Genomic DNA, 12,573 nt, shown 5'->3' with positions numbered 1-12,573 from the left:
AAACTGACGGAGGGATTTTTTATGCGCAAAATCGGGATCGTGGCTGCAGTGGTGTTTGTGGCCTCCTGGATGTTTTCACTTCTCTGTATGCATGCGGCGGGACAGGCCGGGTGGAAGATGGAAGAGGAAAATCAGAACGTGATTTCTGAAAGTGTGGTTTACGAAAATAATCAGAAAGGTTCAGAAGAAACAGCGGGATGGAATGGGAATTCTCACAGTGTGGATCAGGGGGATGGAGAGGCATATTCCCGTCGCATCATTCTGGAACGCTACGGTGTCCGCACCTATCTTTCGGTGGAAGATTATCTTCCGGGCGTTATGGTCTGCCAGATCGGTCCGGAAATGGGGATGGAAGCGCTGAAGTGCCAGGCAGTCATTGCCCGCACCTACATATACCGTCAGATGGGCGATCGGGAGGAAATACAGGAAGAGGAGCTGGATCTCGATTATCTGGGAGATGATACTGCTCGGGCAGGGAATACACTGACCGTGCATCAGAAGGAGGAACTGGCAAAACGCCTGGAGCAATGCAGGCAGGCGGCAGAAGCCACGGCAGGAGTGGTTATGAAATATGAGGAACGTTATATTCTGCCATTATTTCATGAGCGGAGCGCCGGACGGACACGGACCGGGGAGGCAGATTATCCGTATCTGCAGTCGGTGGAGAGTAAATGGGATGTCGTGGGAAGCGAGTCGGAAGTATCCTTCCGTTCATCGGAATTTGCGCAGCGCATCAAAAATTTCAGTGACGCCCCATCTCTCGATCCAGAGCGCCTTTCTTCCGATATCCAGATTGTAAAGCGGGACGATGCCGGATATGTGCTGCAGATCAAGATCGGTCCGCGCACCTACACCGGGGATGATGTCCAGTACGCGCTGGATCTGCCATCCACCTGTTTTACCATCGACACCAGAACATCAGGGAAGATCAAGGTTACAGTGAAAGGCTGCGGCCACGGTTACGGCCTCAGTCAGAATGGTGCCCAGGCCATGGCAGAGGAAGGATGGAGCTATTCCGACATTTTGAACTATTATTACAAAAATATTTCACTGGTGACTGAATAAGAAAAAGTACTTTGGCAAAACTACTACCGAGGTGATAAACGGTGAAAGAAAAAATGAATCAGATGTTCCGGGATAAATTATTCCTGGTCATGTTGGTGCTGGGCCTGCTGACTATGGTTGCCGCAGCAGGCATCGTTACGATTCGAAGAGGAAACGGACAGGAACAGAAACCATATGTGGACATGCAGGGGCAGGATGAATATTTTGCAGAGGAAGCAAAAGATCAGGCGCCGGTTGCAGGAAATTCCAATGCGGAGAATTCCGAATCCGAAATTACACAGGAGGAGCAGATTCTGGCTGAAGCAGCGTCTAATCAGGACAATGCAGCCGACGAGCAGGGACACATTGCAGAGGAAGCAGGACCGGAGACCGGAAACGGGCAGAATACCGGACTTACAGCAAATGGTACAAAGGATGACGGGGCAGATCCGGCCGTGAGAGAGGCCGGTGCAGGCGGAAGTGCTGCCACCGCGCTGGTATTAAACTTTGCTGATACCAGCAAGATGATGTGGCCTGCAAGAGGCAATGTCCTGCTGGATTACAGCATGGATTCCACCATCTATTTTCCGACCCTGGAACAGTACAAATGCAATCCGGGCCTGGTCATCCAGAGTGAGGTCAGCACCCCGGTGTATGCTCCGGCTGCCGCAAGGGTACTGGAAGCAGGAAACAATGAGGAGATTGGTGATTATCTGGTCCTGGACCTTGGCAATGATTACACAGTCACCTGCGGCCAGTTAAAAGAAATCACCGCCGTGCAGGGAGAATATCTGGAAGCCGGACAGCTTCTGGGCTATGTGGCAGAACCAACCAAATATTATACTATCGAGGGAAGCAACATCTTCCTGGAAATGCGCCACGGGGATAAAACGGTAGATCCGTTAGATTACCTGGAGTAAGAATGTATGTAACGGTTCAGCAGGGCCGCGCATTTACGAAAGTTTTTATAATTTGTTCATAGAATGGTCGAAATTGTATGATATGCTTCTGGCATAAGATGAAAGGCAGCTGCGCCTGCTCCATTCGCCGGGCTGCAGTGCTGCGAAAAATACAATTTGAGGTGAACTATGAATATCCTGTTTTTTCTGACTCCAAAGAGCGAGGTAGCTCACATTTACGAAGATGATACGGTGCGCCAGGCACTGGACAAGATGGAAGGCTTCCGTTATTCCACCATCCCGCTGCTCTCAAAAGACGGCACCTACGTCGGAACCATTACGGAAGGAGACCTGCTCTGGGGAATCCGGAAAGAATACCAGATGAACTTCAAAGAAGCAGAAAACGCGCCCATCGCGTCAATTCCGCGGCGTGTGGACTACAAACCGGTTTCCGTAGAATGTAAAATGGAAGACCTGATCGACCGGGCTCTGAACCAGAACTTTGTTCCGGTGGTAGATGACCGGGGGTTCTTCATCGGGATGGTTACAAGAAAAGATATTATTAAATACTGTTATAGTAAGCTGGAAAAGGAAAACTAAAAGGAAGAGAGACCGGGCAGATCAGAAATGACTGCCCGGTCTTTTGGGTTGATTATTTGTAAAATTTACGATATGCTTTACATAGAGGAGGTGTTTCTATGCCATTATTGAAAGATCATTATACATCAGAAGATTACTGGAATCTGCCTGAAAATGAGCGGGCAGAACTGATTGATGGTAAATTATATAGCATGGCTCCGCCCAGCTTGACGCATCAGACTTTATCCATTGAAATTGCGTCAACATTTCGGAATTACATTAAGTCCAAAGGTGGTTCCTGCCGCACGCTGACAGCACCATTCGCAGTAAATCTCGATGCAGACGATAAAAACTGGGTGGAACCAGATGTTATGATTGTGTGCGATAAAAAGAAACTCACAGAACGCAGCTGCATTGGAGCCCCGGATCTGGTGGTTGAGATTGTTTCACCGGCAAGCCGTAAAACGGATTACATTAAGAAAAACGCACTTTATCTGGAAGCAGGAGTAAAAGAGTACTGGATTGTGGATCCAATGCGGAAAAGTACCCTGGTGTACCGCTACGAAGGAGATGCAGCTCCTGTTTTTTATCCATTTGATCAGTCAATCCCGGTTGGAATTTATCCAGATCTGGATATTACGGTAGATGAGTTATTAAATAATTGAAGGCAGAATAATAGGGGGCATGAAGCCCCCTATATTAAATTCAGCTGCATCCACAGCCTCCATCCGGCCGTCCAGGACCACCAGGTCCGCCTGGCCTGCGGTCATCATCCCGTCCTTCCCGGAATCCATCACGGAAACCGGCATCATAACCATCACGGAAACCATTTCGGAATGCTTCTCTTGTATTCCGGTTCCATCCGCTAGAGCCGCCACAGCCCCAGTTATTCCAACCCCAGCCTCCGCAATTATTACCGCATCCGCCCCAGCCGTTACCTCCGCGTCTACAGCCATTTCCACCGCAGCCATCGCCGCAACTTCCATTGTTTCCACAACCGCCACAATTATTCCAGCTACACATGTCGAAATCTCCTTTTTTGCTGTTTGTACTGTATTTTATGAGCAAATGCAGACAAGGGTGACAACCCTGCTTTCTATCATATGGTGGATTCCAATGCACCGCTATTTCTGCTTTCACATAAGATGGTACTAGAAACTCTGGAAAGGATTTATGATCATGGATTATTCCAATAACCGATGCGGCTGCATGCAGAGACCTCATCTGCAGGAACCGCTGCATACTAATACAGGGAACTCCTGTGGTCCTGTGAATCAGCGTATGACAGGCAATTCAGACAGATGCGCAGACAATCGTTCGACAGGTAGTTTCTGCGGATGTGTGGACCAGCGTCCCATGCAGCCGGATATGCCCATCGCGATGGCTTATGTCCCTATGCAGCGCTGGAATCAGGTGTACGATATGAGCCGCGGACTAACCCGGGGAACCATTTTCCCGGAACTGGATCTGCCGTTCGTGATGGGGAGGTGCCGATGATGTGTGGATGCGATGACAAACTCCTGCAGGCTGTATATGAAACTGGCTTCGCCCTGGATGAGGCAACCCTGTATCTGGATACTCATCCAGACTGCCCAATGGCTATGCAGTATTTTCAGAATGCCCGGCGCATGAACCGTCAGGCTATGAAATCCTATGAAGAGGTCAATGGCCCACTCCAGGTCGCTGATGCCGATTTTAATAACTGGAACTGGATCAATGGCCCATGGCCCTGGGAAGGAGGAATACGCTGATGTGGAGATATGAAAAAAGACTGCAGTATCCGGTAAAGATTACACAGCCGAATCCGAAAATGGCGCAGTTTATTATGAGTCAGTATGGTGGCCAAGAATGTAAAACCTCATAATAACCCCGGAAAGCCTTTATTTATGCGGCTTCCGGGGCTTTTTTATGCGTAGTAAACAACCTTAAATTCTCCCTTTTCCTTATCCAACACAATCTTTTTCACGATTCTCCGGATCGCTTTACCCTTGGTTTCATCATTCACATCAGGACTTGAAATCAGATCATAAATATTTTTGATCCGGCTCAAAATCTCATCCGGTCCGGGATCATCCAGATCAGCAGCGGGAGAGATGTTCTCCAGCTTCATCCGTAAATCTTCGCGTTCTTCTGCGAGTCGCAGTTTGTTCCCTTTGTATTCTTCCAGGGTATCAATTCCGGCCTCATAGGCTTCCTTCACACGCTGTTCCTTTACAGCTACCCGCTCGATAGCCGCTTCGATCAATTCTCTTTCTGATATGGTATCTGATTGTGCCTGCTGGATGTGCTCATATTCAACTGCCTGAGATGACAGGACCTCATTGAGAGACTGAAGAAGAAGCCGTTCTGCTTTCGCTGCAGTAATGGAACAGGACCCTGTGTGCATTCCTTTGGCGTATTTCCAGCATTGATAATAAGATGGCCGTTTCTGGGAGAACACCCGGTTATATCCCAGGGTGGCCCCACAGGTGCCGCAAACCATAATTCCGGCAAGCCAGTGAAGAGAAGCGGATGCATCCCGGCGGTTGGCCGGTTTATATTCATCCTGGATGCGTTTTTGAACTGTTTCGAAGCAGTCTTTTACGCTGCTGCGGGTTTCATGAGGTCCATGGAATTTGTGTCCGTTCCATTCCACTTCACCAATATAGAAATGGTTCTTCAGGATTCGCTGGATACCGCGCCGCTCAAAAGGATTACCACGCTGCGTTTTCCAACGGTGTTCATTGCAGTAGCGCGTGATGGCTGACATATCCATGCCGGCCGCATATGATTTGAAAATAAATTCTACGATCCGGTATGCGTCTTCATTGATGACAAATGGTTTCCCTTCGCCCACAGCTTTGTATCCAAGCGGCGGAGTCATCTGGTATCCCTGCCGCAATGCCTTTTCAGTCATGCCGCGGATAACTTCACCAGACAGGTTGTAAGAGTAGTATTCGTCAAACCATTCAATGATTGTCTCAATAAGCCGGCCGAACATACCTTCCATAATTGGCTCAGACACACTTTTGATTTCCACGCCACATTTCTTCCGGAGGATGCTTTTATAAAAGGTGCTTTCTTCCTGATTGCGGGCGAAGCGTGAGAACTTCCAGAGATACAGCCGTTTGAATGGGGCAGGGGATTGCGATTTCGCAATAGAAATCATGCGCTGGAACTCGGGCCTGTTGCTGGCTTTGCGACCGGAAATTCCCTTGTGCTCAACAAATATATACTCCGGCGGAATAACAAAGCCGTCTCTTGTAGCTTCCTCCTTAATTACCCGAAGCTGCGCATCCGGTGATAGTTCGGTCTGATCATCCGTGCTGACGCGGATGTAAGCGGCGCCAATCTGCAGAACTGTAGGTGCCATAATATCATCTCCCTATGTATTTTACTTAAAAATGAGTACAAAAATAACGCCCCTTGCAGGACGCCCAGGAAAATGATATAATTCAGGTGTTCAAGCTGGATTTATCATAGCCGGGCATCCGGCAAAAGAAAATCTATGGAAAGCCGTTCGGTACGCCAATACCGGGCGGTTTTTCATTTTATGCAGTTTTAGTAATTTTCCAACAGATCATTAATTTTGATCGTCAGCCCCGGATAGATTCCGACCGGAATATCCTGCGTGAAGGAGTAGATTGCGGGAGCCGCATCATCTTCGTAATGGTAAACAGTAACACGCTCTTTGGCCGGGTCCACAATCCAGTATTCCCGGACACCAGACTGAGAATAAATGCCGTTTTTAATTCCGTAGTCCAGTTTGCGGCTAGATGGGGATACAATCTCGAAGATGAGGTCCGGAGCTCCGGAGCAGCCGCGGTCAGTCAGCTTGTTCGGGTCGCAGATCACGGAGATATCCGGTTCCACCCAGTCTTTATCATCTGCATCGAGGTTAACGGCAAATGGTGCAGGATAAACCTCGCAGGAGCCGTGATGGTCAGCGATATAGTTTCCGATAATTCTTGAAATTGTGAAAACCAGTCTCTGATGGATTCGGCTCGGCGGCGCCATATCGTAGAATTTTCCATCGATCAGTTCCGCACGTTCGCCCTCTGGCAGATTCCAGTAATCTTCTGAGGTGTAGCGATCTTTTAATAATGGCATGTGAACACTTCCTTTCTGTGATAGTGTTGCGTTTTAAAACCTTTTTATAACAACCAGCGCCGGATCACATCGCTTTCTCAATCTCATCCGCATCGGTCTTACTGAAATCATCCCGCATGATGTGTGCCAGCGCATGCTGATAGGCAATCATCTGCCGGGCCTGGCTTATCCGGGCGTTTATGATAATGGTGAAGCTGCCGTCCTCATTCGGATGGACTTCTTCCTCCACGGCTGTATCCATGTCCAGAAAATAAACGCCGATGGCTTCTGTCAGCAGTGGGTTATTCATATCGTTCTCCTTTAATTAATGCCACTCGAGGCCTTTGTGACCATTCCAAATTCGGTCCACAGTTTCTTTATTCACGGAAACATATTTGCCTTGGATTATGGAAAGAATTTTATCATAAGTTTCCCATAATTCTGTAAATGAAGTTTCTTCAATAACGAAAGAACCGGATCCTAGTTTAATTGTATTGTCATTCAGAGATCCCCATTGGGAACTGAACCAGTTATGATATTCTGAATCAGAGTACCAGGATTCTTGATATTTTTGATCCTGTGAAGTCAATTTTTCATCCATGTGTTCCAGATTGTTGCGTAAGTGCTTTATATTCATTCTGGGTTCAGAGTGTGACAGAAGAGATGCTGTTTCTGATTCATCGAGCAGATTCAAAAGCTTTATAGATAGAGTATATGCTTTGTCCATAGCAACAAGTAAAAAGTGCAAGTCACCAAATAAGATATTGGCTGTATCGTGGAGTGCCCAGGTATGAGCTTCCAGTGAGCGCAATTTCTCTTTATTTTCCTTGACACGCATATATTGGTTGGTGGTAAGATTAAGATAATCTTCTAAAAAGCAAAAGCAGTTTGAAATCTGGTGCTGAATACGAGCATTTGGTTCATCATCAGTGAGTGGCTCGATGTATAAATAAATATCGTAGTAATTGTGAAAAATTCTCATATCATTATCCTCGAAAGGTGGTGTATCAATGAATATGGTTCGTGAAAATGCGCAGTTTCCTAAAAATTTGGAAGCAAAGTTTTCGTTTACTGATTGTGACGGTAAGAAAATAAGCGGAGTCTATACGAAAGAAGATCTTATCACCCTATTGGATTATTTGGGAGATTACCTGTGGGACCTTCACCCGATAAGTGCCTCTCCAGATCCATGCGGCGGGGTAGTAGATACTTCCCAGCCCATTACCATAACAATCATGCGCCAGGAGTCCCGCTAGGGGCTCTTTTTATGCTAACACGGTTCGTCAGGGTCACCCTTTTCCTGAGCTTTCAGGCTCTTCATAAATTCGATGTGGGCCTTCAGACGTTCTGGCGGAATGTCTCTGGCTACGTGGAAGAGAGTGCGAAGCTCCGGGTTCTCAAAGGCTTCCTGGGCAATCTGGCGGGTCTCATCGTTGAGGTAGTAGGGTTCGTCAGATTTTTCAACAGTTTCTTTTTCTTCTATAAGATCTGAGCGATTGCAGTGAAATAAGTCACACATCGCATCCACTTTATCCATTCTCGGCGTTTTTATTCCATTGCACCAATTGTATACGGACGTTGTACCAACTCCCAGTTTCTTTGCCAGTTCAACCTGGGTCATATCATATTTAGATAAGTAATGGCGTAAGCGTTTTGAAAATACAGCATTAAAGTCTTGTTCTGGCATTAGGTTCACTCCCTTCGTCTTTATAATGATAATACACCAAAAGTGATAATATTGCAATATTGAAAGTGAAATAGTTTCACTAAAAGTGTTGACACACACTTAAAGTGATGGTATGATAAATGCAGATCAGAGAAAGGAGGAAATAAAGTTGCCTGAAGTAATACAGATCAGTTTAGCAGCAGCCAGAGTGAATGCTAAAATGACGCAAGAAGATGTTGCAAAAAGGATGAAAATTGGCAAAAGAACAATTATTAACTGGGAAAAAGGGACTTCTGTTCCGTCTTTTTCGGATATGAACATGCTTTCACAGATTTACAATATCCCGGTTGATAATATTTTTTTACCGAAGAAATCCACTTAAAGTGATATGTGAAGGAGGTAAGACGGTGGAGAAATTATTGAATACGGTACGCAATAAATTAAAAAAAAGCTGCCGATACAACGAGAAGTCATATCGGCTTTTGGTTAGTGGCTTATTCGGATGGAGCATATCATTGTTGATGCTTATCATTCGATTGTTGCAGTTTTATGTGTTTAATTAACCCTTTTAGCAAGATCATTGATCCTAGGGTTTTCAAACGGACGCTGTATCTGATTAGAATCAACAGTTTCGACATAATCTGAAAGAACGCCTAAAGGATTCCGGCGTACCGTTTTAGAGGAAGATTTGTCGTAAATACAGGATTCGATGGTACTCATTTTAGGCTGTACATGGGTAATGATTCCAGTTCCTTTGACAAGTTCAAGAAATCCTAAAGATTCCTTGGTGTCTGGATCGAAAATTTCTTCGGGGCCGACTTCGTAAATAAGATATTTTTGCCCTTGCTTAGCACCGTCATCAGATCCAATGTTAAGGACAAGCTTGTATTCGTCAATTACACGTACAACTTTAATGATCGTTTTCATAATTTACCTCCAGGTTTAAGTTGGTTATGGTCTCAGCTGTTTCGATAGTTATAGTGGGCTTGATTATTATGGAACTCAAATGATTGGAAATGCGAGAAAAGTGATCCTCTTTCTTTTCATCGTTTGAGAATAAAATGATTTGGGCTAGACCATTGTTGGTAATAGTCTCGACATATCCATAAGTTATTAGTTCCTCATAGCCATCAATATTCTCGAAAAATGAAACAACTGAATGATGACTTAAAAATGGGCAAGGTTTGCAAAGACAGCGATTGTTGGTACATTTAACGATCTCAATAGTGTATGTAAGAGCAACTTGCCGCAAATCACTGTATAGTTTGTAAGAAAGCCAGGCAAAGAGGAAGGCCGCAAAGAACGCAATGATGAATGCGATGTACGGGACACTATCGCCTGGGCTAAAGACATACAGTAAAAAGGATGGAATCAATGCTAAAGCAAAAGAAAAGTAATTGCTCCAGTCACAAAAATATTTTTTCATAGGAACATCACCATTCGTAATTTATTAAATACGAAAAGTATAGCATATGGGAGCAGGAAATGCTAGGAAAATTAACAATTTAACTGCCTGTTTACAACGGAGTAGGAGGTGAGAATACTGCAGTGGCTAACCAAAATGATATGAAGGAACTTGTAAATGATCTCAAAAAAGCTCACCAAAATAGCCTCGAAGCAGGAATGCTTGCGGTGGTGGCATTGGTTATTAGCGGGATTGCTTTAATTATCCGATTATTATAGGCACAACGATGGCTGCGATGCTTATCAAGATGGCAATTATCGAAGTAGCTTTTGCAAACAGAGCATCTTTCTTAGCTGATTCAGCTTCAGATTTTGCAAATTCCAACTGTTCTTTTAGGATATTAGCCTCGCGGGCGGTGGATTGAGCAAGGTTACGTGCTTGGGATGCAATAGATTCGATAGCTTCGACTTGCCGATTTAAACTATCCTGTTTTTCTCGTAAGAGCGGATCAAGATAGTTAATTAACTGCGTAGCATCACCTGCAGCTAAATTACGTAAGTCATCAAGTTCTTCATCGGTAAGAGTAACATCATTATTTACTTCAAAATATGATGGAGCAAATTTGTTTGCGAGTTCTGCAGTCAACCTGTTCATTTCATTTAAATCATCGGATGTCTTAGGTTCGGTTGGATGCAGGAACGGAGATAAGTCAGACATAAAAATTTTCCTTTCTTCTGTACTTGGTTAAACAGAAGAGCCTGTAAGTACATTATAGGACGGGAGCGCAGGAATAGCAATGCGTCAGTAACCGGACATCCGATGTCCGGCATATCGTAAAAAGGGGTGATGCCTTTTGAGAAAAATTAAGGTGGTTAACATTCTGGAGATGGATGGAAAGGAAATTCCGTTTTCCGACCTTACTCCAGAAGACCGCAAAAGAATTACGGAAAGAATCCAGGATAACCTGATGATTTCCGTGGGATACAAGAGAAAAACCGCCTGATGGCGGGTTGGTGGACAAGCAGAAAGGAGAGAACGATGGCGAAGTTTAACTTTATCCAGGCTAAGCACCCGCGGATGCTCAGCTATGTGGAGTGCCGGAGTGATCCGGTGTTTTACCTGGTCGAGGATGCACCAGAGCCGGAACCGGAACTTGATCTGGATGATCTGGCGGGCAAGGTGATGTTTGGCATCTGTGCGATGTTTGCGGGATGCGTGGCCAGCGCGTTACTGGCAGGAATGTGAAAGGAGGTGAGGAGATGACGCTGGAGCAGTTTGTAAAGCCAATTGATGGGCATGCAACTTTCACTATTTACAAGGATGGTCAGCCGTTTCTGTATGAGGGAAGTTTTGATTATGCCGTGCTGCCGGATGAGGATTGGGAAGAAACTAAGGCACAATGGCGGCGCAGAGAGCCGACTTGTATGTCGCAGACCGAATGGTGGCCGGAAGTAAAGAACTTGGAAGTAACATGCTGGAATGTTGCAGGATTTGGTTATGGCGACGCACTGACGATTGTCTTTCTAAAGTCGGCAGAAAAAGAAGAAACCCCAGAAGCGGCAACTTCCGGGGAATCGGGTAAATAAAAATATATTCACACCCCAATTATAAGTTGGGAGAAATGGAGAGTCAAGAAAATCATGAAGATTAATAAACTCGAGATTGAAAATGTCAAGCGCATCAAAGCGGTAAAGATCGAACCGACAAAGGATGGCCTGACCATCATCGGTGGCAAAAATAATCAGGGAAAAACGTCAGTCCTCGATTCGATTGCATGGGCGTTGGGCGGGGAGCGATTCCGCCCCTCTCAGGCGCAGCGCGAAGGTTCTGCGATTCCTCCGAATCTTAAGATCGTGATGGACAACGGTCTGATCGTGGAACGTAAGGGAAAAAACAGTGATCTGAAGGTAACGGATCCATCTGGTAAGAAGGCTGGCCAGCAGCTCTTAAATGAATTTATCGAGCAGCTTGCCCTGGACCTGCCGCGTTTTATGGAGGCCAACGGGAAAGAAAAGGCAAAGACTCTGTTACATATTATCGGTTTGGATGCAACGATTGTGGAGCTGGAAAAGAAGGAAGCGGAGATTTTCAACTCTCGTCAGGCAATCGGACGCATTGCTGATCAGAAAGAAAAGTATGCCAAAGAACAGCCGTATTTCCCGGATGCTCCGGACGAGCCGATTGCGGCTGCGGAGCTGATCCGTCAGCAGCAGGAGATTCTTGCCAGAAATGGAGAGAACCAGCGTCTGAGAGAAAACCTTCACACCCTGGAGCAGGAACAGCAGCGGATCAACGATCAGCTGGCAGAACTTCTTCGCCGACAGACGGAAATCGAGGAAAAAGTTCGGGTAGCAAGATTATCTGCAGCGGATCTCCATGATGAATCCACGGCGGAGCTAGAGAAGAACCTGGCTGAGATTGATGAGATCAACCGGAAAGTCCGCGCAAACCTGGATAAGGACAAAGCGGAGGAAGATGCGAAGAATTACCGGAATCAGTATAGAAAGTACACTTTGGAACTGGAAGATGTTCGCAAGGAAAAAGCAGATCTGCTTACATCTGCGGAGCTTCCGCTTCCTGGCCTTTCCGTACAGGACGGCGAGCTGATCTATAACGGAGCCAAGTGGGATTGCATGTCCGGATCTGATCAGTTAAAGGTTGCTACGGCCATCGTCCGCAAGCTGAATCCGAAATGCGGCTTTGTGCTTCTGGACAAGCTGGAACAGATGGATCTGGATACGCTGCAGGAGTTTGGCAAGTGGCTGGAGACAGAGGGACTGCAGGCTATTGCGACCCGGGTCAGCACTGGAGACGAATGCTCTGTAATCATTAGCGATGGCTATGTGGAAGGACAGGAACATCCGGATCAGGAAGAGAAAAAAACAGGATGGAAGCCTGGAGTATTTTAGGAG

The 12,573-nt window shown here is 46.0% G+C and carries 20 protein-coding genes and 1 pseudogene; 13 read left to right on the top strand and 8 right to left on the bottom strand.

Annotated elements, in window-relative coordinates; genetic code table 11:
• Positions 1–21: 21 nt before the first annotated feature.
• The 4 genes from ACMP1L_RS02100 to ACMP1L_RS02085 all read left to right on the top strand — a co-directional run bounded on the left by ACMP1L_RS02100 (position 22) and on the right by ACMP1L_RS02085 (position 3,187).
• Positions 22–1,065: a SpoIID/LytB domain-containing protein gene (locus tag ACMP1L_RS02100; RefSeq protein ID WP_418451878.1), complete on the top strand. Its 1,044-nt coding sequence runs from the start codon at positions 22–24 to the stop codon at positions 1,063–1,065.
• Between the two features lie 41 nt (positions 1,066–1,106).
• A complete protein-coding gene (locus ACMP1L_RS02095) occupies positions 1,107–1,964 on the top strand; it encodes a peptidoglycan DD-metalloendopeptidase family protein (protein WP_418451877.1) in 858 nt (285 codons plus the stop codon).
• A gap of 168 nt (positions 1,965–2,132) precedes the next feature.
• Positions 2,133–2,543, top strand: a complete 411-nt coding sequence (locus ACMP1L_RS02090) for a CBS domain-containing protein (RefSeq protein WP_118733811.1) — start codon at positions 2,133–2,135, stop codon at positions 2,541–2,543.
• A 98-nt stretch (positions 2,544–2,641) separates the two neighbouring features.
• Positions 2,642–3,187, top strand: a complete 546-nt coding sequence (locus tag ACMP1L_RS02085) for a Uma2 family endonuclease (RefSeq protein WP_177303525.1) — start codon at positions 2,642–2,644, stop codon at positions 3,185–3,187.
• A 40-nt stretch (positions 3,188–3,227) separates the two neighbouring features.
• Here ACMP1L_RS02085 and ACMP1L_RS02080 read toward each other — a convergent pair whose 3' ends face one another.
• On the bottom strand, positions 3,228–3,545 hold the full coding sequence (locus ACMP1L_RS02080) for a hypothetical protein (protein WP_418451876.1): 318 nt from the start codon (positions 3,543–3,545) through the stop codon (positions 3,228–3,230).
• 156 nt (positions 3,546–3,701) lie between these two features.
• Here ACMP1L_RS02080 and ACMP1L_RS02075 point away from each other — a divergent pair, with 156 nt between their 5' ends.
• The 3 genes and pseudogenes from ACMP1L_RS02075 to ACMP1L_RS02065 form a co-directional block, all read left to right on the top strand.
• The gene (locus tag ACMP1L_RS02075; RefSeq protein ID WP_418451875.1) at positions 3,702–4,019 is read left to right on the top strand and encodes a spore coat associated protein CotJA; all 318 of its coding nucleotides are present in this window, start codon (positions 3,702–3,704) and stop codon (positions 4,017–4,019) included.
• Positions 4,016–4,273, top strand: coding sequence for a spore coat protein CotJB (locus ACMP1L_RS02070; RefSeq protein ID WP_118733815.1), 258 nt, complete (start codon positions 4,016–4,018; stop codon positions 4,271–4,273). Before ACMP1L_RS02075 ends, ACMP1L_RS02070 begins: the two co-directional genes overlap by 4 nt.
• Positions 4,273–4,371: pseudogene (locus ACMP1L_RS02065) on the top strand (manganese catalase family protein); the annotation flags it as partial. The gene ACMP1L_RS02070 and the pseudogene ACMP1L_RS02065, both read left to right, overlap by 1 nt.
• A gap of 57 nt (positions 4,372–4,428) precedes the next feature.
• On the opposite strand, the gene ACMP1L_RS02060 reads toward ACMP1L_RS02065, so the two are convergent.
• The 4 genes from ACMP1L_RS02060 to ACMP1L_RS02045 form a co-directional block, all read right to left on the bottom strand.
• A complete protein-coding gene (locus ACMP1L_RS02060) occupies positions 4,429–5,874 on the bottom strand; it encodes a recombinase family protein (RefSeq protein ID WP_418451874.1) in 1,446 nt (481 codons plus the stop codon).
• Positions 5,875–6,062: 188 nt separating this feature from the next.
• Positions 6,063–6,611, bottom strand: coding sequence for a Uma2 family endonuclease (locus tag ACMP1L_RS02055; protein WP_418451873.1), 549 nt, complete (start codon positions 6,609–6,611; stop codon positions 6,063–6,065).
• 64 nt (positions 6,612–6,675) lie between these two features.
• Positions 6,676–6,900, bottom strand: a complete 225-nt coding sequence (locus tag ACMP1L_RS02050; protein ID WP_418451872.1) for a hypothetical protein — start codon at positions 6,898–6,900, stop codon at positions 6,676–6,678.
• Positions 6,901–6,915: 15 nt separating this feature from the next.
• Entirely contained in the window at positions 6,916–7,572 is a 657-nt protein-coding gene (locus tag ACMP1L_RS02045; RefSeq protein ID WP_418451871.1) for a hypothetical protein, read from the bottom strand.
• Between the two features lie 28 nt (positions 7,573–7,600).
• On the opposite strand from ACMP1L_RS02045, the gene ACMP1L_RS02040 reads away from it, so the two are divergent.
• Entirely contained in the window at positions 7,601–7,846 is a 246-nt protein-coding gene (locus tag ACMP1L_RS02040; RefSeq protein ID WP_418451870.1) for a hypothetical protein, read from the top strand.
• A gap of 14 nt (positions 7,847–7,860) precedes the next feature.
• On the opposite strand, the gene ACMP1L_RS02035 is transcribed toward ACMP1L_RS02040, so the two are convergent.
• Positions 7,861–8,277, bottom strand: coding sequence for a helix-turn-helix transcriptional regulator (locus ACMP1L_RS02035; RefSeq protein WP_418451869.1), 417 nt, complete (start codon positions 8,275–8,277; stop codon positions 7,861–7,863).
• 148 nt (positions 8,278–8,425) lie between these two features.
• Here ACMP1L_RS02035 and ACMP1L_RS02030 point away from each other — a divergent pair, with 148 nt between their 5' ends.
• Positions 8,426–8,638, top strand: coding sequence for a helix-turn-helix transcriptional regulator (locus tag ACMP1L_RS02030; RefSeq protein ID WP_418451868.1), 213 nt, complete (start codon positions 8,426–8,428; stop codon positions 8,636–8,638).
• A gap of 173 nt (positions 8,639–8,811) precedes the next feature.
• Here the strand turns inward: ACMP1L_RS02030 and ACMP1L_RS02025 are convergent, their stop codons facing one another.
• Both ACMP1L_RS02025 and ACMP1L_RS02020 read right to left on the bottom strand, forming a co-directional pair.
• A complete protein-coding gene (locus ACMP1L_RS02025; protein WP_418451867.1) occupies positions 8,812–9,183 on the bottom strand; it encodes a hypothetical protein in 372 nt (123 codons plus the stop codon).
• Positions 9,184–9,922: 739 nt separating this feature from the next.
• Complete coding sequence (locus tag ACMP1L_RS02020; protein WP_418451866.1) at positions 9,923–10,378, bottom strand: hypothetical protein; 456 nt, start codon at positions 10,376–10,378, stop codon at positions 9,923–9,925.
• A 136-nt stretch (positions 10,379–10,514) separates the two neighbouring features.
• Between ACMP1L_RS02020 and ACMP1L_RS02015 the strand changes: the two genes are divergently transcribed.
• The 4 genes from ACMP1L_RS02015 to ACMP1L_RS02000 are packed head-to-tail and all read left to right on the top strand — an operon-like array spanning position 10,515 to position 12,570.
• A complete protein-coding gene (locus ACMP1L_RS02015; protein ID WP_418451865.1) occupies positions 10,515–10,664 on the top strand; it encodes a hypothetical protein in 150 nt (49 codons plus the stop codon).
• A 35-nt stretch (positions 10,665–10,699) separates the two neighbouring features.
• Positions 10,700–10,906, top strand: coding sequence for a hypothetical protein (locus ACMP1L_RS02010; RefSeq protein WP_418451864.1), 207 nt, complete (start codon positions 10,700–10,702; stop codon positions 10,904–10,906).
• Between the two features lie 14 nt (positions 10,907–10,920).
• Positions 10,921–11,247 (top strand): hypothetical protein, encoded by a 327-nt coding sequence (locus ACMP1L_RS02005; RefSeq protein ID WP_418451863.1) that lies wholly within the window; start codon positions 10,921–10,923, stop codon positions 11,245–11,247.
• Between the two features lie 54 nt (positions 11,248–11,301).
• Positions 11,302–12,570 (top strand): AAA family ATPase, encoded by a 1,269-nt coding sequence (locus ACMP1L_RS02000; protein ID WP_418451862.1) that lies wholly within the window; start codon positions 11,302–11,304, stop codon positions 12,568–12,570.
• Positions 12,571–12,573 lie beyond the last annotated feature (3 nt).

Origin of the sequence: Ventrimonas sp. (genome assembly GCF_048380235.1) — a bacterium.
In the GTDB taxonomy this organism is placed as follows: domain Bacteria; phylum Bacillota; class Clostridia; order Lachnospirales; family Lachnospiraceae; genus Brotaphodocola.
The sequence above is the reverse complement of the archived record's forward strand: the minus strand, read 5'-3'. Positions and strand labels throughout refer to the sequence as shown.

Excerpts from the sequence above, each read along its gene's own strand:
- ACMP1L_RS02020 (WP_418451866.1), bottom strand. The coding sequence starts at position 10,378 with ATGTCTGACTTATCTCCGTTCCTGCATCCAACCGAACCTAAGACATCC.
- ACMP1L_RS02040 (WP_418451870.1), top strand. The coding sequence starts at position 7,601 with ATGAATATGGTTCGTGAAAATGCGCAGTTTCCTAAAAATTTGGAAGCA.
- ACMP1L_RS02035 (WP_418451869.1), bottom strand. The coding sequence starts at position 8,277 with ATGCCAGAACAAGACTTTAATGCTGTATTTTCAAAACGCTTACGCCAT.
- ACMP1L_RS02075 (WP_418451875.1), top strand. The coding sequence starts at position 3,702 with ATGGATTATTCCAATAACCGATGCGGCTGCATGCAGAGACCTCATCTG.
- ACMP1L_RS02090 (WP_118733811.1), top strand. The coding sequence starts at position 2,133 with ATGAATATCCTGTTTTTTCTGACTCCAAAGAGCGAGGTAGCTCACATT.
- ACMP1L_RS02005 (WP_418451863.1), top strand. The coding sequence starts at position 10,921 with ATGACGCTGGAGCAGTTTGTAAAGCCAATTGATGGGCATGCAACTTTC.
- ACMP1L_RS02085 (WP_177303525.1), top strand. The coding sequence starts at position 2,642 with ATGCCATTATTGAAAGATCATTATACATCAGAAGATTACTGGAATCTG.
- ACMP1L_RS02060 (WP_418451874.1), bottom strand. The coding sequence starts at position 5,874 with ATGGCACCTACAGTTCTGCAGATTGGCGCCGCTTACATCCGCGTCAGC.
- ACMP1L_RS02010 (WP_418451864.1), top strand. The coding sequence starts at position 10,700 with ATGGCGAAGTTTAACTTTATCCAGGCTAAGCACCCGCGGATGCTCAGC.
- ACMP1L_RS02070 (WP_118733815.1), top strand. The coding sequence starts at position 4,016 with ATGATGTGTGGATGCGATGACAAACTCCTGCAGGCTGTATATGAAACT.
- ACMP1L_RS02000 (WP_418451862.1), top strand. The coding sequence starts at position 11,302 with ATGAAGATTAATAAACTCGAGATTGAAAATGTCAAGCGCATCAAAGCG.
- ACMP1L_RS02080 (WP_418451876.1), bottom strand. The coding sequence starts at position 3,545 with ATGTGTAGCTGGAATAATTGTGGCGGTTGTGGAAACAATGGAAGTTGC.
- ACMP1L_RS02045 (WP_418451871.1), bottom strand. The coding sequence starts at position 7,572 with ATGAGAATTTTTCACAATTACTACGATATTTATTTATACATCGAGCCA.
- ACMP1L_RS02050 (WP_418451872.1), bottom strand. The coding sequence starts at position 6,900 with ATGAATAACCCACTGCTGACAGAAGCCATCGGCGTTTATTTTCTGGAC.
- ACMP1L_RS02025 (WP_418451867.1), bottom strand. The coding sequence starts at position 9,183 with ATGAAAACGATCATTAAAGTTGTACGTGTAATTGACGAATACAAGCTT.
- ACMP1L_RS02100 (WP_418451878.1), top strand. The coding sequence starts at position 22 with ATGCGCAAAATCGGGATCGTGGCTGCAGTGGTGTTTGTGGCCTCCTGG.
- ACMP1L_RS02055 (WP_418451873.1), bottom strand. The coding sequence starts at position 6,611 with ATGCCATTATTAAAAGATCGCTACACCTCAGAAGATTACTGGAATCTG.